Below are 20,027 nucleotides of genomic sequence, written 5' to 3'. Positions count from 1 at the left end.
ATGTCGCGGGCAATTGCGAAACTGGCCGGATGGCCAGGAAAATGACCATGAAAGTGACCGGGAAAGCTGGTCCGTAAGACCACGGCCGACGAACATGTGATTGGGAGCCGCTCACGGCAACGTGTAGCAATCAAGAAATTGCGCCGCACGGCCCTAAACGTTTCCAGCGAGCCCTGACCGATGACCATCGGCCTGACCCGCCGTACCCTGCTTCAACTCGCCGGCGCCAGCTCGCTTGCAATGGCAGCCGCAGGCGCGGCGCGCGCCGAGGGCGCACCACAGGGCGGTGGGCCGACCTACGCCAGCCGCACGCCGATGCGGGTCGGCATGGTGACGCTCCGGGTGAAGAATCTCGACAAGGTCGCCGAGTACTATCGCGACGTGATCGGCCTTACCGTCTTGGAGCGCTCTGCGAGCGCCGCCAAGCTTGGCACAGCCGGTATCACGCTGCTGGTGCTGGAGGCCGGTCCTAACGCTGAGATCGAGCCGCGCAATGCCGCCGGCCTCTACCATACCGCGTTCTTGATGCCGACACGCAAGGACCTCGCTCGCTGGCTGGTAGCAGCCGCCTCGCATCGTGTGCCGCTGTCGGGCTTTGCCGATCACCTCGTCAGCGAATCCGTCTATCTCGACGATCCCGAAGGCAACGGCATCGAGGTCTATGCGGACCGCGATCCCGCGCAATGGCAGTGGAGCGAGGGCAGCGTGAAGATGGCGTCCGACGAGCTCAACATTCCCGACCTGCTGTCGCTGACCAATACGCGCGTGCCTGATTATGCCAAGGCGCCGGACGGTCTGCGCATCGGCCACATCCATCTGCGCGTCGGCGACCTCGCGCAGGCCGAGCGCTTCTATCACGGTGCCATCGGCCTGGACCCGACCCGCAGCCGCAACGGTGCCGCGTTCCTGTCGTCGGGCCGCTATCACCATCACCTCGGCATGAACGTCTGGCAGAGCCAGGGTGCCGGCCAACGCGACGATCAGGCAACGGGGCTCGCCTGGTTTTCGCTGGTGACGGAGAAGCCGGACCTGCTTGCAGCGCAGGACGAGCGCCTGCGCAAGGGCGGCGCGAAAGTCACCGCGCTGGCGAATGGCGTGGAGGCGATCGATCCCTGGGGCACGCGGGTGCGGCTGATCAGGGTTTGATCGCCGGCGCGAGCGTTGATAATACCGGTCTGGCGCTGGGCAGTTTCCGGGATTCACATCTGACATGTCCGATTTTCGCGGCGTCTTCCCCTATCTCGTCTCGCCCGTCGACGCCGACGGCGCGGTGCGGACGAATGTGCTCGCAAAACTCTGCGACGATCTGATCGGCGCCGGCGTCCAAGGTCTGACCCCGCTCGGCTCGACCGGCGAGTTCGCCTATCTCAATGCCGCCCAACGCACCGCGGTCGTGCAGACCACGATCGAGGCGGCCAAGGGGCGTGTGCCTGTTGTCGCGGGCGTGGCCTCCACCTCGACGGCGGACGCGGTGGCGCAGGCGAAAGCGTATCAGAAGCTCGGCGCCGACGGCATTCTGGCGATCCTGGAAGCGTATTTCCCGCTCGCCGATGCCCAAATAGAATCCTATTTCCGCGCCATAGCGGATGCCGTGGACATCCCTGTCGTCATCTACACCAATCCGCAATTCCAGCGCTCCGATCTCACCCTCGACACCATCGCGCGCCTCGCCGAACACCCGCGCATCGGCTACATCAAGGACGCCTCGACCAACACCGGCCGGCTGCTCTCGATCATGAACCGCTGCGGAGATGCCTTGCGGGTGTTCTCGGCCTCCGCCCACATTCCAGCCGCGGTGATGCTGATCGGCGGGCTCGGCTGGATGGCGGGCCCGGCCTGCATCATCCCGCGCCAGAGCGTCGCGCTCTACGACCTCTGCAAGGCCGGCCGCTGGGATGAGGCGATGGCGCTCCAGCGTAGGCTGTGGCGCATCAACGAGGCCTTTGCCCGCTTCAACCTGGCGGCCTGCATCAAGGCCGGATTGGCCATCCAGGGTTACGATGTCGGCGATCCCGTCCCGCCGCAGGCCGCTCTCACCGCCGATGCGCGCAAGGTGGTGGAAGCGGCCTTGCGGGAGCTTGGCTAGCCGTCCATAGGACGGCTTCGCTTGCGCTCGCCTATGCCCGGCATGACGAAATCGTGGATATACCGCCTAAAACCGCGGCTGGCCTCGCATGCCTCGATCCGCTAAAAGGCAGCCGCTTTTGAGACATTAAGGGACCCCACGGAATGAACATTCTTCCCGGCAATTTGCGTTTCGGAGCGGGGCAGCCCGTCAAGCGTTTGGAAGACCAGCGACTGCTCACCGGGAAGGGGCAGTTCATCGACGACAAGCCGGAAGATGGCGCGCTGTGGTTGTATCTGCTGCGCTCGCCCCATGCCCACGCGAAGATCGTCTCGATCGACACTGGCGCTGCCACTGCGATGCCCGGCGTGACCGCGGTCTACACCGGCGCCGACCTCGTCAAGGACGACATCGGCGTCATTCCGACGCTTAGCATCTTCAAGCGCCCCGACGGCAAGCCGATGACGGTGCCGCCACGTCGCCTGCTGGCGCACGACATCGTGCGCTACGCCGGCGAGGCCGTGGCCGCCGTGGTGGCCTCCTCGCGCGCCGACGCGCAGAGCGCGGCTGAAGCGATCGTGGTCGAATATGACGTGCAGCCGGCGGTGGTCGATCCTGTCGAAGCGGTCAAGCCCGGCGCGCCCGTGGTGTGGCCGGAGGCCCCCGACAACATCGTCGGCGCGATGGCTTACGGCGATGCAGCCAAGGTGGACGAGGCTTTTGCCAAGGCGGCGCATACCGTCGAGCTCGATCTCGTCAGCCAGCGCCTGGTGCCCTCGGCCATGGAGCCGCGCTCGACCATTGCCGAGATCGACAAGAAGACCGGCCGCCTTCTGCTGCATGTGCAGTCGCAGACGCCGGCCTCGACCCGGGACGTGCTGGCCGAGGCCGTGCTGAAGCGTCCCAAGGACAGCGTTCGCGTGCTGGTCGGCGATATCGGCGGCGGCTTTGGCCAGAAGACCAACCTCTATCCCGAGGACGGCATCGTCGCTTATGCCGCGACCAAGCTGAACAAGAAGATCCGCTGGCGCGGCGACCGCACCGACGAATTCGTCGGCGGCACCCATGGCCGCGATCTTACCTCGACCGCTTCCTTCGCGCTCGACGAGAAGGGCAAGGTGCTGGCCTATCGCGTCAGCTCGATCGGCTGTACCGGCGCGTATTCCTCGGGCGCGGCCAACATCATTCCGCTGGTGCTGGGGCCATTCGTGCAGACCGGCGTCTACGATTTGCCGCTGGTGCATTTCGAGGTGAAGTCGGTGATGACCCACACCGCACCCGTCGGCGCCTATCGCGGTGCGGGACGCCCGGAGGCCGTGTTCATCGTCGAGCGCCTCTTCGACGCGGCCGCGCGGAAAATCGGCATGGATCCGCGCGCGATCCGGAAAGCCAACTACATCAAGCCGGCGCAGCTGCCCTACACCAATGCTGCCGGGCAGGTTTACGATTCCGGCGCCTTCGCGCACATGCTCGATCGTGCCGTGAAGCTCGCCGACTGGGACGGCTTTGCCGCGCGCAAGAAGGCGGCGAAGAAGAAGGGCCTGCTCTACGGCCGCGGCCTCACCTCCTATATCGAATGGACTGGTGGCCGCGCCCACACCGAGAAGGTCAGCCTGCACGCGACGTCGGAAGGCCGCGTCATCCTGCATTCCGGCACCATGGCGATGGGGCAGGGATTGCAGACCACCTACACCCAGATGATCTCCGACACGCTGGGCATTGCCATGGACAAGATCGACGTGGTCCAGGGCGACACGGATCTGGCGACGGGCTTTGGCAGCGTCGGATCGCGTTCGCTGTTCGTCGGCGGCACGGCGGTCGCGGTCTCCTCCAACGATCTGATCCAGAAGGCACGGGAGAAGGCAGCGAACGTGCTGGAGACCTCGATCGAGGACATCGAATATCAAGGCGGCATGCTCACCGTGGTCGGCACCGACCGCCGTATCAGCCTGTTCGACATTGCCGAGAAAGAAGGCGGCGCGAAACTCAGCGTCGATTCCGAAGGCGAGGTCGACGGTCCGAGCTGGCCGAACGGCACCCATATCTGCGAGGTCGAGATCGATCCGGAGACCGGCGTCTCCAAGGTCGTGCGCTACACGACCGTCGACGACGTCGGTGTCGCCGTGAACCCGATGCTGGTCACCGGCCAGATCCATGGCGGTGTCGCGCAAGGCATCGGCCAGGCGCTGTACGAAGGCGTCTCCTACGATGCCGACGGTCAGCTCCTCACCGCGAGCTATCAGGACTACTGCATCCCGCGCGCCGACGACGTTCCGCCGATCGTGGTGACGCTGGACGGTTCAGCGCCCTGCCGCACCAATCCGCTCGGCGCCAAGGGCTGCGGCGAATCCGGCGCCATCGGCGGTCCCCCCTGCGTCACCAACGGCGTGATGGATGCGCTCGCCGAACTCGGCATCACCCAGCTCAACACGCCCCTGACGCCGCAGAAGATCTGGCAGGCGATCAGGGACGCGAAGGTAGGGTAAGCGTAGCCCGCGCTGTGGCGGCGATTTCCGCTGTCGTCCCGGCCTAGTGCGCAATTGCGCACGGGGGGCCCGGACCCATAGCCACCGAGTCCAATTTGGCGACGGCTGGTGGTGACCAGCTTCGCGCTACCACTTCGTCACGACGTATGGGTCCCGGCCCCCTGTGCGCAATTGCGCACCAGGCCGGGACGACAGCGAGTGTGTAGCGCCAGTGCCCCTTAAATCCCCAGCATCATCTTCGCGATAATATCGCGCTGGATCTCCGAGGTGCCGCCGAAGATCGTATAGGCGCGGCCGTTGAGATATTCCGGTACCACCGTCAGCATCTCCTCCGGCATCGGCGGCTCATGGTTGAGCCTGTAGAGCGGGCGCATCGGCTCGACCGCGAGGGCGTCGTGGCCGATCACGTCGGCGCCGAGCCGCGTCACGGCCTGCCGGATCTCGCTATTGCGCAGCTTCAGGATCGACGACACCGCACCGGGATTCTGTCCGGTCTGCAATGCCGACAGCACGCGCAGCTCGGTCATCTCCAGCGCGTCGATGTCGACCTCGACCTCGGAGATGCGCGTCGCGATATCGAGGCTGTCGATCGCGCGCCCCGTCAGGTCGGACTCGGCGAGATCCGCGATCGCCTTCAGCCCCTCGCGCAATTTTGCGGAGGCGATGCCGGAGCCGCGTTCGAATTCGAGCAGATATTTGCCGTAGGTCCAGCCCTTGCCTTCCTCGCCGACGCGGTTGGCCACGGGCACCCGCACGTCGTCGAAGAATACCTGGTTGACCTCGTGGTCGCCGCCGATGGTGAGGATGGGGCGGGTCGTGATGCCCGGTGTCTTCATGTCGATCAGGATGAAGCTGATGCCATCCTGCTGCCGCGGGCCGTCGCTGGTGCGCACCAGCGCGAACATGCGGTTGGCGTGGTGGGCATGCGTGGTCCAGATCTTGGTGCCGTTGATGATGTAGTCGTCGCCATCGCGCACCGCGCGCGTCTTCAGCGAGGAGAGATCGGAGCCGGAGCCCGGCTCGGAATAGCCCTGGCACCAATAATCCTCGCCGGAGAGAATGCGCGGCAGGTAGAAGTTCTTCTGCTCAGGCGAGCCGAAGCCGATGATGACGGGGCCGACCATCTTCACGCCCATCACGTTGACGTTGGGCACGCCGGCCCGCGCACTTTCGGTCTCGAAAATCCAGCGCTGCGCCGGCGTCCAGTCGGGACCGCCATGCTCGACCGGCCAGCCCGGCGCGCCCCAGCCCTGCTTGTGCAGCGTGCGCTGCCAGGCCATGCCGATATCGGGGTCGGAGAACACCGACGGCGTCAGCGCAGTCGCGCGCTTCATCTCTTCGGTGAGATTTTTGGCAATGAAGCCGCGCACCTCGTCCTGGAAGGCGCGCTCCTCGGCATTGAACGACAGGTCCATGATGCGGTCCTTGTATCAGGCCGGCACGGTGGTGCGGCCAAGCCGGGCGTGGCGGCCATAATGGTGGGCGCTGCCGCCGAACAGCGTGTCGAACGCGACCAGCCGCTTGAAATAGGCGCCGACCTCGAGCTCCTCGGTGACACCCATGCCGCCGTGAAGCTGGATTGCCTGCTCGCCGACGAAGCGCGCGGATCTGCCGATCTTCGCCTTCGCGCCGGAGGCGGCCCGCGCGCGCTCGACCGGATCGGCATCGACCTTCAGCGCGGCGCGCAGCGCCATCGAGCGCGCCTCGTCGACCTGCACCGCCATGTCGGCGAGGCGGTGGCGGATCACCTGGTTGGCCGAGAGCGGCCGGCCGAACTGCTTTCGGATTTTGGTGTACTCCAGCGTGGTGTCCAGCAGCACCTGCATGATGCCGACGGCCTCGGCACCGACCGCGGCCATGGCGCGGTCAACAGCCCATTCGATTGCCGGCAGTGCGTCGTGGCCATTGCCGAGCAGCGCATCCTCCGGCAGTTGCGCATCCGACAGCACGATGTTGCAGGCCCGCCCGCCGCCGAGGCGCTCGTAGTCGGAGATCGCAACATTTGGCGTCGTCGCCGGCACCAGAAACAGGCCGATCCGCGCCGACGGTCCCTGATGATCATGGATATGCGCAGAGACGATGATCTCGTCGGCGGCGTGGCCGTCAAGCACGGCAATCTTGTTGCCGGCAAGGCGCCAGCCTTGCGCCGTCTTGTGGGCGGTGGTTGCGACCTTGGCAAGGTCGAACCGCGCCGCGCGCTCGGAATGCGCGAGCGCGAGCTTCAACGATCCGTCCGCGATCTTCGGCAGGATTGCCTGCTTCTGCGCCGTGCTGCCGCATCGCTCGATCAACGCAGCGCCAAGCACGACTGTCGCGACATACGGCTCCGACACCAGCCCGCGGCCGAATGCTTCCATTAAAATGCCGATCTCGACCGCGCTGCCGCCGAGCCCGCCAAACTCCTCCGCGATCGGCAATGCAAGCCAGCCGAGTTCGGCGAATTGCGTCCACACCGCCGGGCTGAAGCCGAGCGGGTCGTTCGCCATCTTGCGGCGGTGATCGGCATCGTAGCTTTCGGCCACGAAACGCTCCGCGCTTTCGCGCAGCAGCCGTTGCTCGTCGGTGAGATTGAGATCCATCCCGTCTAGTCCGCGGCCGCCGGCGGCTTGCGCACGGAGGGGTGCAGGCCGGATGGATCGACGACCATGCCGAATTCCTGAAGATTATGCGCGTGACAGAGCTGATGCAGCGCAAAGGCCTGGTCGATTGCCGCCGGTTGGCCCATGACGTCAACCGAACGATTCACCGCCTCCTTGGTCAGCTTCAGTGCAAAGGACGGTTTTGATGCGATCCGGCGCGCCAGCTCCAGCACGCGCGATGAAAGCTCCGCGCGCGGCACGATCCGGTTGACCATGCCGAGCTGGTGCGCCTCCTGCGCGCTCCAGCTGTCTGCGGTGAACAGAAATTCCTTGGCCTTGCGCGGGCCGAGCTCCCAGGGATGCACGAACCATTCGACGCCGCAGACACCCATGGTGACCACGGGATCGCAGAACTGCGCGTCGTCGCTGGCGACGATGAGATCGCAGGCCCAGGCCAGCATCAGCCCGCCGGCGATGCATTTGCCGTGCACCTCTGCAATCGTGGGCTTGGCGAGGTTGCGCCAGCGCCGCGTGATCTGGAGATAGATCTCCTGCTCGCGCGCGAAGCGGCCATGGGCGTTTGATTCGGCGAAGCCGCCCCAATTTCCGATCGGCGGAAAATCCACGCCTGCTTCATTCTTGCTGCCGGGTCGCAGGTCATGGCCCGAGGAGAAGTGCGGACCATTGCCGGCGAGAATGATGACCTTGACCGTATCGTCCTGCACCGCCTCATCGAAGGCGGCGTTGAGATCGTAGGTCATTTGCAGGTTCTGCGCGTTGCGCGCGTCGGGCCGGTTCATCACGACCCGGGCAATCGCCGGCTCCGGCCTCTCCACGAGGATGGTCTCGAACGAGCTCATCGCGTTCCCCTGGCGTTCCCGAACCGGTTTATTGTTCCCTTGAGTTGACTATTACAGCCGGGATTAAGCAAGAGGCTTGCGTACATCGGCTGCTTTTGGCGGCCTCGGCCCGGACGCAAGATGTCTGGCATCTCGCGCATGCAATCTGGTAGCTTGCGCCCGATTCCACCGGGAGAAATTTGATGCGCAAGATCCTGACCGTGCTGGCGGCGCTGGCCTCGTTGAGCCTCACCAATTGCGGCTATAACGCGATCCAGAGCGAGGACGAGCAGATCAAGGCCAACTGGTCCGAGGTCGTGAACCAGTATCAGCGCCGCGCCGATCTCGTGCCCAACCTCGTCAACTCGGTGAAGGGTTTTGCGCAGCAGGAGAAGGACGTGCTGCTCGGCGTCACCAATGCCCGCGCCAAGGTCGGCAGCATCCAGGCGACGCCGGAGGTGCTGAACGATCCCGCCGCATTCCAGAAATTCCAGGCCGCCCAGGGCGAGCTCTCCGGCGCGCTGTCGCGGCTGCTGGTGGTCACCGAGAACTACCCGCAGCTCAAGTCGGATGCGCTGTTCAAGGATTTGATGTCGCAGCTCGAGGGCACCGAGAACCGCATCACGGTGGCGCGCAACCGCTACATCAAGGCGGTGCGGGACTACAACGTCACCATCCGTTCGTTCCCGAGCAACGTCACCGCGATGATGTTCGGCTACAAGGAGAAGCCGAACTTCACGGTCGCAAACGAGAAGGAAATCTCGACCGCACCGAAGGTCGATTTCAATCCGGCGCCCGCGCCGTCGAAGTAAGTGCGCGCTTTTTTGCGCATGCGCCTAGCCCCACCCACCGCCGTCATTCCCCGCGAAAGCGGGGAATCCAGTACGCCGCGGCTTCACCGTATCCCGCCGGCGTCTCTGGAATACTGGATCGCCCGGTCGAGCCGGGCGATGACAGCGAGGTTGTGGTGCACGATAGTCCTTTTGTCGCTATTGCTTGGCTCAGTATTCCCCGCCTCAGCCGATGTCGCCATACCCCAGCTCACCGGCCGCGTGGTCGATCAGACCGGTACGCTCTCCAGCGGCGACATCGCCGCGCTGTCGCAAAAGCTGCAGGACTTCGAGACCCGCAAGGGCAGCCAGCTCGTCGTCCTGATCGTGCCGACGACGGATCCGGAGACGATCGAGCAGTTCGCGATCCGCGTTGCTGAGGCCTGGAAGATAGGGCGCAAGAAGGTCGACGACGGCGCCATCCTCGTCGTGGCCAAGAACGACCGGCATTTGCGCATCGAGGTCGGTTACGGCCTCGAGGGCGCGCTCACCGACGTCACCTCGCGGCGCATCATCGATGAAGCCATCACGCCGAAATTCAGGAGTGGCGATTTCGCCGGCGGCATCACGGCGGGCGTCGATCGCATGATCCGCGTCATCGATGGCGAGCCGCTCCCGACGCCCTCGCGCAGCGTGAATTTCGGCGATTGGAACGACATCGAACCGCTTTTCTTCTTTCTGCTGTTCGGCCCGCTGGTCATCGGCGGCATCCTGCGCTCCATGTTCGGGCGGCTGTTCGGTTCGGGGATCACCGGAGCGATCGTTGGTGTCATCGCCTGGTTCGTGATCGGCTCTGCGGTGATCGGACTGGGCGTCGGTGTGCTCGGCGCTGTCCTGACGTTTATTGCCGATCTGTTTGGGGCGGGATCGGGCACGGGATCCTCGCGTCGCGGCTCGTGGTCGAGCGGTTCGTCATCCGGCGGCTGGAGCAGCGGGTCGTCGTCGAGCGGCGGCTTCAGTGGCGGTGGCGGCAGCTTTGGCGGCGGCGGTGCTTCGGGGAGCTGGTAGGTCATGAGCATCAGGCGCATCACCCGGCATCTGCTCCAGCACCATTGGCGTGCCAAGCAGGTGTTCCCTAAGGGCGTGCTCGACCGCATCGAGCAGGCGATCAAGCGCGGCGAAGCCATGCATTCCGGCCAGGTGCGGTTCGTGGTCGAAGGCGCGCTCGACGGCGGCCCGCTGTTTCGTAACCAGCCGGCGCGCGAGCGGGCACTCGACGTCTTCTCGCAACTACGCATCTGGGACACCGCGCACAACAACGGCGTCCTGATTTACCTCCTGCTCGCCGACCGCGATGTCGAGATCGTCGCCGACCGCGGTATCGATACGAAGGTTGGCGCCGAGGGCTGGGAGAGCATCTGCCACGCGATGGAAGTCGAGTTCAGGTCGGGGCAGTTCGAGCGCGGCGCGATCGGCGGGATCGAGGCGGTGTCGCGAGAGTTGGCAAGGCATTTCCCGCCAAGCGGAGCGCACCCGAACGAGCTGCCGGATGCGCCGGTGGTGATCTAGCCGCTACAAGCAGGCGGTGACGGAGTCCCGCTGTCGTCCTGGCGAAAGCCAGGACCCATTACCCCAGGGAGAAGTTTGGCGAAGATTCATCGTTCGGTACGCCTGCTGCGTACGACCGATGGACCTCGCGGTATGGGTCCTGGCTTTCGCCAAGACGACGTTGTGGGGGCATCGGTGCTTCGCCCCGCGGACGGACGCCCGCGGCGCATTTAATCATCCAGCTTGTTCAAATCCCGCACCGACTGCATGATCGGCTCGAAATTCGAGCGCGCATCCAGCGCGTCGAACAATTGTGCTGTGTCCTCCAATAGACCGTGCGACCGCGCGATGGCGATACGCACGTCTTCCTGCGGCGTGTCCGACAGCCGGCCGTGGCCTGATAGCAGGATCTTCGCGTTCAATCCCTTGAGCCGCTCCAGCGATTCGATGTAGTCGGCGATGCTGCCCGAACCGAACACGCCGCCCATCACGCCGCCTGGCATGAGCGTATCGGCGGCAAACAGCAGCCCCTTGTCCTGATCGAACAGCGTGATGCAGGCCGACGTGTGTCCTGGCGTGTGCATGACGTTGAGACGGAAATTGCCGAGGTCGATCAGATTGCCTTCCTCGAGCCAGATGTCGATATTAACAGGTACGTTCGGCTCGTTGAACATCTTTCGCAGCATCGAGAAGTCGTCGCGCAGCATGATCTTGTTGGCGGCGAGGCGATGGGCGGCGACGAAGGTGCGGCGCTCGTTGAAGTGCCAGGCCGCGCCGATGTGGTCGAGATGCTCGTGGCTGAGCACCACCATGTCGATCTTTTCCGGCGGGCAGCCGGCGAAGTTCAGGCATTCGACCATCGCCGCATAGTTCGAGGACAGCCCGGTATCGATCAGGATGGTCCGCGCCGAGCCGCGCACGAGATAGACGTTGGCGGCGCGATTGGAGAAGCGGATCTGGTAGACGTCGTCCGCGGCCTGGATCAGCGAGCAGGTGTCGTTCTTCATCAGGACCGGAAAGGCCGTGGGCTTGCCGTCGCTCATGATTGGGCCGCCCGGTAGCTGACCGCGTTGGCGGCGCGCAGGCGTTTCGACAGCGCATCCATCACCATCAGTGCAAACGCCGGCTGCTGGCTGACGAGATAGACGAAGCGGGCGTGGTTGACCCTCATCACCTTGGTGTTCGGTGCCGCCGCGATCGCGGTCGCCGAACGTGCGGAGCCGTCGATCACGGCCATCTCGCCGAAGAATTCGCCCTTGCCGAGTTTGATGATGCTGGTCTTGCTGGCGCCGCTGATCTTGGCGATCTCGACCTCGCCGTCGAGGACAACGTACAGCTCGCGGCCGGTCGAGCCTTCCTCGAAGATGATGTCATCGACGCCAAATTCGTTGATGCACTTCTCGATCGTCATGACACCCCCAAGGGCCGTCTGCAGCCGTTCTGGCTGACAGGACAGTCATGTTAGCGGGGTAACAGGGGCGGGCAAACAGCCCGTTCGGCGGGAGCGTGGCCTGCCGCAGGGCAGCATCGGCTGACAATTTGTTGCACAGCGCCACACCGGTTCCACGTTCCCGGCCCAATTCGGCCCCGGATGAGTTCCTAAAATTTTGGTAAGCGGGTCCGCAGGTAAGGAATTCGCAAGCAATGAAAGTTACCAAAAGGTCAACCGAGACTGGAGTATTTGAGCCGTGAGCGAACCAATGGCCGAGCAGGCCGTCCAGGATACTGGCGTCGTCGAAGCCGCCGCGACCGCGCCGCAGGCCGTCGAGGCTGCGGGGATCGAGGCCCCTTCGATTGCCCCCGACCACGAAACGCCGCCCAAGCCTGATCCAGTGAAGCCCGACCCGGTCAAGATCGAGCCGCCAAAAATCGAGGCCTCGCGGATCGAGGTGCCCAAGTTCGAGGCCAAGGTTGAGCCCAAAGCCGAGACCAAGTCCGAGCCAAAGCTCGGCAAGCTCATCGTCATGGCACCCGCGGAGCGGTCCTGGGACCGTGAAGAGTTTGCCCCGCATGTGAAGTCGGACGAGCCGCGCGAGGCCGGCGGCAAGCGCCGCCTGTCGGCGATGGCCGCGGTGGTGGCGATTGCGGCCAGTGTCGGCGCCATCAGCGGCGCGCTCGCGACCGCAGGGATGATGCACTTCGCAAGCCCCGCGCCGGCCCAGGTTGCCGACACCAGCGCGCTGGAATCCTCGGTCGCCCGGATCGATGCCGATGTCGTCGCGCTCAAGGCGAACGTAGAACATACCTCCAAGACCGGTCTCGGCCAGTTCAACCGCACCAACGACCGCCTCGACAAGCTCGAGAAGGCGCAGGCCGAGCCGATGGCCAAAATCGCGAAGCTGTCGGAGACCGTCGACAAGCTCCGCGCCACCCCGACGGCGGCTCCCGCCCAGGCCGCAGCCGCCGTGCCAGCCAGGGAGACCACCGGCTCGATCGCGCCGACCCAGGTTGCGACCGCCGCAGCTGCGCCGGCTCCCGCCGCGCCCAAGCCCGAGGTCGGCCGGCTGCCGACGGTCGAAGGCTGGGTGCTGCGCGACGTCTCCAACGGCGGCGCGCTGATCGAGGGCCGCGGTGGCCTCTACGAGGTCTACGCCGGCGACCCCATCCCCGGCGTCGGCCGTGTCGATGCGATCCGCCGTCAGGACGGCCGCTGGGTGGTCGTCACCAGCAAGGGGCTGATCGTCTCGCGCTGAGCGGCTGCTATCCGATTTCCGAAAAGGCGCTTCACCACCATGTGAAGCGCCTTTTTGCTTGAATAGCCGTCCCTGCGCGGTGTTACCTGAGACATGAGCCGCGCGTTGCGAATTCTCGTTGCCGTCGCCGTGTTTTTCGGTGGCATCGTGTCGTCGTTGGCCGCGGAGAACGCGCAGCTGGCGCGCGGCACGGCGATCACCGATCCCGATCTCCTGCGCGAGCTCGACCGGCACGATGCACTCACGATCTCGCGCCTGTTGTGGCCGGAGCGGAACGCGGATTTTCCGCTGACGACCGATCTGATGTTTTCGTGGCTGTCGCAGCTCAAGGAAATTCGCCCCGCGATCGAGGCGGAGATCGACCGCTACGCCGCCCGGCAGAAAGAGGCATATCCGACCGAGACCATCGGCGTCGGCGAAGGCTTCGACGTGCAATTGTTCGATCGGTCCAATCTGAAATCCCGCGACACCCGTTTCGTGCTGGCCGGCATCGTCAACCGGATGGACCGGGCCTATGTCTCGGAAGAGTCCTGCGGCGAGATCAGGCTGATCTATCGTCTTGCACGTTTCGAGACCAAACCGGACGGCGACAGGACAGCCACGCGGCTGCCGATGACGCTCAACCTGGTGATGAAGGCGCGCGATGCGCGGCAGACGGATGCGAGCGGCAAGCCGATCACCTGCGCCGAGGTCGCGCGACGCTGGCTCGGCAATGGCGACTGGCAGGGGCTGATCGGCAGCAGCTTCCATCCTTACGATGCGATGCTCGATCGCATCGAGACCAACATTCAGATCTCGGTTGCAGCGAAATCGGCACTGCACGATTTCCGCTCCGATTATCTGCTCAAGGTGTTCAAGTACGACGCTGTCTCGAAGACGTTCGCGGAATCGACGCTGGAGAACCAGATCGACCGCGACAGTATTCTTGCCGATAATGATCTCCGGCGCGACTTCAGGGATTGGCTGCTCGCGCCCGATCATCTTCGTGAGTTCGATCGCGGCACGGTGCTGATCCCCGAGAAATTCCTGGCCAAGGCTGCAATCGTGCCGACGCCAGCCGGCCTCGATGCTTCTCCGTTGCAGCCGGAGTTCGGGATGATGCAAGGGGAGGGCAATGGAGAGGGACAAGGCGAGCCGGTCTTCTCCGAGAACGACGTAGTTGGTGCGCTGAAGCAAGCTGCTGCGCGCGGGGACATGCTGAACGTCCGCTCCGTCGCGGGCTTCCAGCGCCGCCTCAATGACGTCAGTTGCGCCGGCTGCCATCAGACCCGCGGCATCGGCGGCTTTCATTTTCCGGGCGTCGATTGGCTTGCGGACAAGCCGTCCAATGCCACCATCGTGCCGGCTTCCCCGCATTTTCTTGGCGACCAGGTCCGCCGCCGCGACATCCTGACCGCGATGGCCGCAGGCAAACGCCCTGATTTCTCACGTGGATTTGCCAGCCGGCCGCAGACCCGCGGCAGCACTGAGTTGGCCGGGACCGAATATCAGGACGGCTGGGGCGCGCATTGTTCCCTGGAAAATGCGGGATCGGGATCGGCCGACAGGAGTTTTACGTCGTGGAGCTGTGCTAAAGGGCTGACCTGCCAGGCTGCCGCGGCCTCGCGCCGCATCGGCATGTGCTTCATCAAGACGCGTTAGGCCGCTTGCAACCGATTTGGATGACCGATGACGGACTCCAGCGAAGCCAACAAGGAGCGCAATCGCGAGATCGCGCAGAATGAAGAAGCCAAGCAGGTCAGTGGCAGCGTCCGCGTCAGCACCTGGGCGGTCGCGGTCGTCGTCATCATCGGCGGAATCCTGGTCACGCTCGGCTGGCTGGCGCTGAAGTAGTCGGCGCCCTCACTTCGCGTAGTTCGTCATCCGCTTGCCGGGCAGCAGCTCGTAGGCCGGCTTCCATCCGGGCAGTGCGGCCATGCGGCCAAGCCAGGCGTGGATGGCGGGATAGCTTTCCGCGAAATCGAAGCCGTGCTCGTCGCTCGGATAGTGCAGATAGGCCATCATCGAGATATCGGCGACCGTCGGCCTGGTGCCGATCGCGAATTCATTGCGCTGGAGATGGCTATCGAGGATGCCGAGAAAATCCTCGAGCCGCCGGCGGAAATGTTTCAGCACCTGCGGATCGTTGTTTTGCGTGAAGGCGCGCATGAAGCGGTAGGTCGCCATGTAGCCGGTGAGCTTGTGGTTGTCCCAGAACAGCCAGCGCAGCAGCTCGAACTTTTCCTCCTCGGTCTCGGCGCCGAACTGCCCGAACTGCTCGGCAAGCTTGAGCAGGAGAGGCGCGGTCTGCGTCATCTTCACACCGTCGACTTCGAGCACGGGAATCTCGCCCATCTCGTTCACGCTCTTGCGCCATTCCGGCGTGCGCGTGACGCCGCCGCCAAAGTCGGTCCAGACCGGCTCGAACCTCTCGCCGCAAAGCGTCAGCATCAGCGCCAGCTTGTAGCTGTTGCCGGATTCGGGGAAGTAGTGCAGGCGGTAGCTGGGCATGTGACCTCGTGATGGCTTTGCCAATCTTTATACCGCAATGTTCCGATGTCGTCATTGCGAGCGCAGCGAAGCAATCCAGCAATGCATCCGCGGTGGGATTCTGGATTGCTTCGCTGCGCTCGCAAGGACGGGGTTGCGTCAGCGTGTCGCCTTACTCAACCGCCCCCTGCGACCGCAGCTGCTTGATCGCCGCCTCGTCGTATCCCGCGCCACGCAAAATCTCGTCACTGTGCTCGCCGACGCCGGGCGGTTTGCGCGGCTGCACTTTCTTGGCGCCGTCGATCCAGATCGGGCTGGAGATGGTGAGCATGGTGTCGTTCTCGAACGGTACCAGAACTTCGTTGTCGAGCATCTGCTTGTCGTTCGGGATGTCGTCCAGAATGCCGACGATGCCGAACACCAGCCCGTTGCCGTCGAGGATCTTGCGCCATTCGGCGAGATCCTTGGTCGCAAAGGTCTCGTCAAAGATCTTGATCAGCTCGACCGAGCGGGCGTGGCGGTCGGGTTTGGTGGCGAAACGCGGATCGGTGATGAGGTCTTCGCGGCCGAGACACTTGGCCAGCGTCGGAAACTGCTTCTCCTCGCTCAGCAGCGACAGGATCAGCCAGCGGCCGTCCTTGCACTGGTAGTGGTTGGCGACCGCATTCAACGCGCGTTCGCGCGGCCGCCGCTCGGCGAACTTGGCGCCGCAGAGTTTAGCCTGCGCCAGCACGCTAGCGGCCCACACGCCGTTCGCCATCAGATTGGAGGCGACATGCGAGCCCTTGCCGGTCTTCTCGCGCTGGTACAGCGCGGTGACGATGGCGCCGTAGAACGCCATCGCGCAGGGATGGTCGCCCATGCCGGCGACCGAGCGGGCCGGCGTCGTGTCGGTGTCGGCGCGGACGAGGTCCATCAGGCCGGAGCGCGCCCAATAGGCGTTGCTGTCGAAGCCGGGCTTGTTGGCCTCTTCGCCTTTTTCGCCATAGCCAGTGAAGGAGGCGTAGATCAGGCGGTCGTTGAGATGGGCGAGATGGTCATAGGTGATGCCGAGCTTGGCGCGCACTGGCGGCGGCATGTTTGTGATGAAGACGTCGGCCTCTTCCACCAGCTTGTAGAGCACGGCCTGCGCCTCGGGCTTTGAGAGGTCGAGCGCGATGCTCTTCTTGTTGCGGGCCTCAAGCAGCCAGGCGAAATTGTGCTCGCTGCTCGGATAGCCCGGAATGTTGGGCAGGTTGCGGTAGGGATCGCCGGCGCCGGGCGGCTCGATCTTGACGACATCGGCACCGAAATCCGACAGCACGGTCGCGGCGGCTGGTGCTGCGATGAAGCTCGCGCAATCCAGCACCTTGAGCCCTGCAAAAATGCCCTTTTCCATTGCGGCGTCGCTCCCTCGCTCGTGTTGTTTCCCGCGCGCTGGAATTGGCGAGGGCCACGTCACGGCAGCATTAGACCGATGTTTCGGCGGGATGCAACGCTCCTCGCCGCGCCTCACTCATCTCCTGCGAGCAGGGCAGCGTTGCCACCGGCTGCTGCGGTGTTGATCGTTACGGTCTGCTCGGTCGCAAAGCGCGCGAGGTAGTGCGGGCCGCCGGCTTTCGGACCGGTTCCGGACAGGCCGTTGCCGCCAAACGGTTGCACGCCGACGACAGCGCCGATCATGTTGCGATTGACGTAGATGTTGCCGATCTGGACACGGTCGACGATCGCCTCGATCGTATCGTCGATACGGGAATGGATGCCGAGCGTCAGCCCGTAGCCGGTGCGCTCGATGGCTTGCAGGACGCGTTCGAGATTTTCGGCACGATAGCGCACGACGTGGAGAATCGGGCCGAACACCTCCGAGGTCAGCTGGCCGGCATCCCCAAGCTCGAAAATATGCGGCGCGACGAAGCAGCCCTCCGGCGCGCTGCCGGCAAAGTGCAGCCGCGCCTCGGTCTTCATTCGTGCGATGTGCGCATCGAGGCGCTGCTTGGCCTCGACATCGATCACCGGGCCGATATGGGTCGCGACGTCGCTCGGATCGCCGATCTTCAACTCGCGCGCCGCGCCCGCGATCATCTCGATCATGCGGTCGGCAACGTCCTCCTGCACGAACAGCAGCCGCAGCGCCGAGCAGCGCTGGCCGGCGGAACGGAACGCCGAGGTGACGACGTCGTCTGCGACCTGCTCGGGCAGCGCAGTCGCATCCGCGATCATGGTGTTGATGCCGCCTGTCTCCGCGATCAGCGGCACGATCGGCCCGTCCTTGGCCGCCAGCGCCCGGTTGATGCTGCGCGCGACCTCGGTCGAGCCGGTGAAGACGATTCCGGCGATATCGGGGTGCGCGGTCAGCCCGGCGCCGACGCGGCCGTCGCCGACGACGAGGTGGAGCGCGCTTGCGGGGATGCCGGCCTCGTGCAGCAGCCGTATCGTCTCAACCGCGACGCACGGGGTCTGCTCCGCGGGCTTGGCCACCACGCTGTTGCCGGCCATCAGCGCGGTCGTGACCTGGCCGAGGAAGATCGCCAGCGGAAAATTCCATGGCGAGATCGCCACGAAGACGCCGCGGCCGCGCATGGCCAGCGCATTGCTCTCGCCGGTCGGACCCGGCATCGCCACATCATTGCCGAACAGCTTGCGGCCCAGCGCGGCGTAATAGCGGCAGAAGTCGGCGGCCTCGCGCAGCTCCGACAGCGCATCGTCGAGCGTCTTGCCGCCCTCGCGTTGCAGCAGCGCGATGAAATGGGGCGCGCGGTTCTCCAGAAGATGCGCGGCCTGCTCCAGCGCCGCTGCGCGCGTGGCTGCGGGTGTCCGGCTCCAGGCGGCAAAGCCCGCGCGCGCAGCCGTCACGGCCGCGTTGGCCTGATCCGGCGTTGCATCGGCGATCGGCTTGAGATCGATCCTCTCGGCCTTGACGTCGGTCAGCAACCGGTCGAGCGCGGCTCGCGCGCCGAATTCGACGCCGCGTGAATTGCGCCGCTCCGGCGCGAACAGATCGCCTGGCAACGGAATCTTGGGATGGGCCGCCTGCTGCGGCCGGACAACGGCATCCGCCGGACGTTGCAACAGCGCCGTAACAGGCACGCGGTAATCGGAGGCCTGCGCCACGAAGGAGGAATTGGCACCGTTCTCCAGCAGTCGCCGCACCAGATAGGCGAGCAGGTCGCGATGGCTGCCGACCGGGGCGTAGGTGCGGTAGGCGATGTCGGGGTGGTCCTTGGCGAGCTGCTCATAGAGCGCCTCGCCCATGCCATGCAGGCGCTGGAATTCGAAGCCGCCGTTTTCACCGGCAAGCTCCAGCACGGTCGCGACGCTCAGCGCGTTGTGGGTGGCGAATTGCGGGAAGATGCGTGGCCGCAGGCTCAACAGCTTTTGGGCGCAGGCGACGTAGTTCAGATCCGTCATCGCCTTGCGGGTGAACACAGGGTAGCCGTCGAGCCCGCGCTCCTGCGCGCGCTTGATCTCGGTGTCCCAATAGGCGCCCTTGACCAGCCGCACCATCAGCTTGCTGTCGTGCGCGCGGGCGAGCGCATCGACATAGTCGATCACGGCGCCGGCGCGCTTCTGATAGGCCTGGATCGCGAGGCCAAATCCGTCCCAGCCGGCAAGCGAGGGATCGGCGAGCGTTGCCGCGATCACGTCGAGGGACAATTCCAGCCGGTCGGCTTCCTCGGCATCGACGGTGAAGTTGAGATCATGGGCCTTGGCGCGCTGCGCCAGGTCCAGCAGTTGCGGCACCAGCTCAGCCATCACGCGGTCGCGGCTGATCGCCTCAAAGCGCGGATGCAGCGCCGAGAGTTTGACGGAGATGCCGGGCCGGTCGGGCAGGGGATGGTTGCCGGCCGTCTTGCCGATGGTCTCGATCGCACTGGCATAGGCGTCGAAATAGCGCCTGGCGTCAGTGGCCGTGCGCGCGCCTTCGCCGAGCATGTCGAAAGAATAGCGCTGCCTCTCACCGGAGCGTGGCCGGGCCCGCTCCAGGGCCTGCTCGATGGTCTCCCCCAGCACGAAATGATTGCCCATCAGCCGCATCGCCTGGCGCGTGGCGGTGCGCACGGCCGGTGCGCCCAGCCGCTTCACCAGCCGGCCGATGGTGCCGTCGGGCGTCTCGCCGGGCTGGATCACCCGCGCCGAGAGGCCTAATGCCCAGGCCGAGGCGTTGACCAGGAAGGCGGTAGACTTGGTCTCGTGGTGGATGAAGTCGCCCTCGCCGAGCTTGTCCTCGATGAACTGGTCGGCGGTGTGCGCATCCGGCACGCGCAGCAGCGCCTCGGCCAGCACCATCAAGGCCAGCCCTTCCTTGGTCGAGAGCGCGAACTCCCGCAGCATGTCCTCGACCCCACCAAGCCGGTCGTCGCGCTTGCGGATCGCTTCGATCAGCCGGGTCGCGGTGCGATCGATCCGCGCCTCCTGCGGCGCGCCGAGATGCGCAGATGGCAAAAGGCGCGCGGCGATGTCGGCATCATCGGGCGCGTAGGGAGCGATGAAGGGAGGTGGAATGTTCGGCATGGCGTATCCTGTGGCTCCAATCCAGGATAATGCCCACGCGACCTTAGCTCGATAGACAATTTAGCTCATTCGGCTTAGAAAATGAAG

The 20,027-nt window shown here is 65.0% G+C and carries 17 protein-coding genes; 9 read left to right on the top strand and 8 right to left on the bottom strand.

From position 1 onward, the window contains the following. Window positions 1–180: 180 nt before the first annotated feature. The 3 genes from ABIB66_RS17855 (at window position 181) to ABIB66_RS17845 (ending at window position 4,551) form a co-directional block, all read left to right on the top strand. Complete coding sequence (locus ABIB66_RS17855) at window positions 181–1,146, top strand: VOC family protein (protein WP_354208036.1); 966 nt, start codon at window positions 181–183, stop codon at window positions 1,144–1,146. Between the two features lie 64 nt (window positions 1,147–1,210). Further along, complete coding sequence (locus ABIB66_RS17850) at window positions 1,211–2,086, top strand: dihydrodipicolinate synthase family protein (protein ID WP_354208034.1); 876 nt, start codon at window positions 1,211–1,213, stop codon at window positions 2,084–2,086. A 143-nt stretch (window positions 2,087–2,229) separates the two neighbouring features. Next, window positions 2,230–4,551 (top strand): xanthine dehydrogenase family protein molybdopterin-binding subunit, encoded by a 2,322-nt coding sequence (locus ABIB66_RS17845; protein ID WP_354208032.1) that lies wholly within the window; start codon window positions 2,230–2,232, stop codon window positions 4,549–4,551. 218 nt (window positions 4,552–4,769) lie between these two features. Here ABIB66_RS17845 and ABIB66_RS17840 read toward each other — a convergent pair whose 3' ends face one another. From ABIB66_RS17840 to ABIB66_RS17830, 3 genes are read right to left on the bottom strand one after another with little or no spacing between them, the layout of a single operon-like run. Then, complete coding sequence (locus ABIB66_RS17840; RefSeq protein WP_354255094.1) at window positions 4,770–5,966, bottom strand: acyl-CoA dehydrogenase family protein; 1,197 nt, start codon at window positions 5,964–5,966, stop codon at window positions 4,770–4,772. A gap of 15 nt (window positions 5,967–5,981) precedes the next feature. Then, entirely contained in the window at window positions 5,982–7,130 is a 1,149-nt protein-coding gene (locus tag ABIB66_RS17835; protein ID WP_354208030.1) for an acyl-CoA dehydrogenase family protein, read from the bottom strand. A gap of 5 nt (window positions 7,131–7,135) precedes the next feature. Continuing rightward, window positions 7,136–7,990, bottom strand: coding sequence for an enoyl-CoA hydratase (locus tag ABIB66_RS17830; RefSeq protein ID WP_354061783.1), 855 nt, complete (start codon window positions 7,988–7,990; stop codon window positions 7,136–7,138). Between the two features lie 182 nt (window positions 7,991–8,172). Here ABIB66_RS17830 and ABIB66_RS17825 point away from each other — a divergent pair, with 182 nt between their 5' ends. The 3 genes from ABIB66_RS17825 to ABIB66_RS17815 all read left to right on the top strand — a co-directional run bounded on the left by ABIB66_RS17825 (window position 8,173) and on the right by ABIB66_RS17815 (window position 10,308). Then, the gene (locus ABIB66_RS17825) at window positions 8,173–8,781 is read left to right on the top strand and encodes a LemA family protein (RefSeq protein WP_354208028.1); all 609 of its coding nucleotides are present in this window, start codon (window positions 8,173–8,175) and stop codon (window positions 8,779–8,781) included. A 138-nt stretch (window positions 8,782–8,919) separates the two neighbouring features. Beyond that, window positions 8,920–9,807: a TPM domain-containing protein gene (locus ABIB66_RS17820; protein WP_354208026.1), complete on the top strand. Its 888-nt coding sequence runs from the start codon at window positions 8,920–8,922 to the stop codon at window positions 9,805–9,807. Window positions 9,808–9,810: 3 nt separating this feature from the next. Beyond that, window positions 9,811–10,308, top strand: a complete 498-nt coding sequence (locus ABIB66_RS17815) for a TPM domain-containing protein (protein WP_354208024.1) — start codon at window positions 9,811–9,813, stop codon at window positions 10,306–10,308. Window positions 10,309–10,517: 209 nt separating this feature from the next. Here the strand turns inward: ABIB66_RS17815 and ABIB66_RS17810 are convergent, their stop codons facing one another. Beyond that, window positions 10,518–11,330, bottom strand: a complete 813-nt coding sequence (locus ABIB66_RS17810) for an MBL fold metallo-hydrolase (protein WP_275173626.1) — start codon at window positions 11,328–11,330, stop codon at window positions 10,518–10,520. Further along, a complete protein-coding gene (locus ABIB66_RS17805; protein ID WP_035974430.1) occupies window positions 11,327–11,698 on the bottom strand; it encodes a Crp/Fnr family transcriptional regulator in 372 nt (123 codons plus the stop codon). Before ABIB66_RS17805 ends, ABIB66_RS17810 begins: the two co-directional genes overlap by 4 nt. Before the next feature lie 289 nt (window positions 11,699–11,987). Between ABIB66_RS17805 and ABIB66_RS17800 the strand changes: the two genes are divergently transcribed. The 3 genes from ABIB66_RS17800 (at window position 11,988) to ABIB66_RS17790 (ending at window position 14,813) form a co-directional block, all read left to right on the top strand. Further along, window positions 11,988–12,980 (top strand): hypothetical protein, encoded by a 993-nt coding sequence (locus tag ABIB66_RS17800; protein ID WP_354208356.1) that lies wholly within the window; start codon window positions 11,988–11,990, stop codon window positions 12,978–12,980. 93 nt (window positions 12,981–13,073) lie between these two features. Beyond that, window positions 13,074–14,621: a hypothetical protein gene (locus ABIB66_RS17795; protein WP_354208019.1), complete on the top strand. Its 1,548-nt coding sequence runs from the start codon at window positions 13,074–13,076 to the stop codon at window positions 14,619–14,621. Between the two features lie 27 nt (window positions 14,622–14,648). Further along, window positions 14,649–14,813, top strand: coding sequence for a hypothetical protein (locus ABIB66_RS17790; protein ID WP_275173628.1), 165 nt, complete (start codon window positions 14,649–14,651; stop codon window positions 14,811–14,813). Window positions 14,814–14,822: 9 nt separating this feature from the next. Here the strand turns inward: ABIB66_RS17790 and ABIB66_RS17785 are convergent, their stop codons facing one another. The 3 genes from ABIB66_RS17785 to putA form a co-directional block, all read right to left on the bottom strand. After that, window positions 14,823–15,470 (bottom strand): glutathione S-transferase family protein, encoded by a 648-nt coding sequence (locus tag ABIB66_RS17785; RefSeq protein WP_354208017.1) that lies wholly within the window; start codon window positions 15,468–15,470, stop codon window positions 14,823–14,825. 151 nt (window positions 15,471–15,621) lie between these two features. Further along, the gene (locus ABIB66_RS17780; RefSeq protein ID WP_354208015.1) at window positions 15,622–16,827 is read right to left on the bottom strand and encodes a CaiB/BaiF CoA transferase family protein; all 1,206 of its coding nucleotides are present in this window, start codon (window positions 16,825–16,827) and stop codon (window positions 15,622–15,624) included. A 113-nt stretch (window positions 16,828–16,940) separates the two neighbouring features. After that, entirely contained in the window at window positions 16,941–19,940 is a 3,000-nt protein-coding gene (putA, locus tag ABIB66_RS17775; protein ID WP_354208013.1) for a bifunctional proline dehydrogenase/L-glutamate gamma-semialdehyde dehydrogenase PutA, read from the bottom strand. Window positions 19,941–20,027 lie beyond the last annotated feature (87 nt).

This window comes from Bradyrhizobium sp. F1.13.3, from assembly GCF_040548265.1.
GTDB lineage: Bacteria > Pseudomonadota > Alphaproteobacteria > Rhizobiales > Xanthobacteraceae > Bradyrhizobium.
The sequence above is the reverse complement of the archived record's forward strand: the minus strand, read 5'-3'. Positions and strand labels throughout refer to the sequence as shown.

Coding starts and splice junctions, on each gene's coding strand:
- ABIB66_RS17855 (WP_354208036.1), top strand. CDS start 181: ATGACCATCGGCCTGACCCGCCGTACCCTGCTTCAACTCGCCGGCGCC.
- ABIB66_RS17850 (WP_354208034.1), top strand. CDS start 1,211: ATGTCCGATTTTCGCGGCGTCTTCCCCTATCTCGTCTCGCCCGTCGAC.
- ABIB66_RS17845 (WP_354208032.1), top strand. CDS start 2,230: ATGAACATTCTTCCCGGCAATTTGCGTTTCGGAGCGGGGCAGCCCGTC.
- ABIB66_RS17840 (WP_354255094.1), bottom strand. CDS start 5,966: ATGGACCTGTCGTTCAATGCCGAGGAGCGCGCCTTCCAGGACGAGGTG.
- ABIB66_RS17835 (WP_354208030.1), bottom strand. CDS start 7,130: ATGGATCTCAATCTCACCGACGAGCAACGGCTGCTGCGCGAAAGCGCG.
- ABIB66_RS17830 (WP_354061783.1), bottom strand. CDS start 7,990: ATGAGCTCGTTCGAGACCATCCTCGTGGAGAGGCCGGAGCCGGCGATT.
- ABIB66_RS17825 (WP_354208028.1), top strand. CDS start 8,173: ATGCGCAAGATCCTGACCGTGCTGGCGGCGCTGGCCTCGTTGAGCCTC.
- ABIB66_RS17820 (WP_354208026.1), top strand. CDS start 8,920: ATGACAGCGAGGTTGTGGTGCACGATAGTCCTTTTGTCGCTATTGCTT.
- ABIB66_RS17815 (WP_354208024.1), top strand. CDS start 9,811: ATGAGCATCAGGCGCATCACCCGGCATCTGCTCCAGCACCATTGGCGT.
- ABIB66_RS17810 (WP_275173626.1), bottom strand. CDS start 11,330: ATGAGCGACGGCAAGCCCACGGCCTTTCCGGTCCTGATGAAGAACGAC.
- ABIB66_RS17805 (WP_035974430.1), bottom strand. CDS start 11,698: ATGACGATCGAGAAGTGCATCAACGAATTTGGCGTCGATGACATCATC.
- ABIB66_RS17800 (WP_354208356.1), top strand. CDS start 11,988: ATGGCCGAGCAGGCCGTCCAGGATACTGGCGTCGTCGAAGCCGCCGCG.
- ABIB66_RS17795 (WP_354208019.1), top strand. CDS start 13,074: ATGAGCCGCGCGTTGCGAATTCTCGTTGCCGTCGCCGTGTTTTTCGGT.
- ABIB66_RS17790 (WP_275173628.1), top strand. CDS start 14,649: ATGACGGACTCCAGCGAAGCCAACAAGGAGCGCAATCGCGAGATCGCG.
- ABIB66_RS17785 (WP_354208017.1), bottom strand. CDS start 15,470: ATGCCCAGCTACCGCCTGCACTACTTCCCCGAATCCGGCAACAGCTAC.
- ABIB66_RS17780 (WP_354208015.1), bottom strand. CDS start 16,827: ATGGAAAAGGGCATTTTTGCAGGGCTCAAGGTGCTGGATTGCGCGAGC.
- putA (WP_354208013.1), bottom strand. CDS start 19,940: ATGCCGAACATTCCACCTCCCTTCATCGCTCCCTACGCGCCCGATGAT.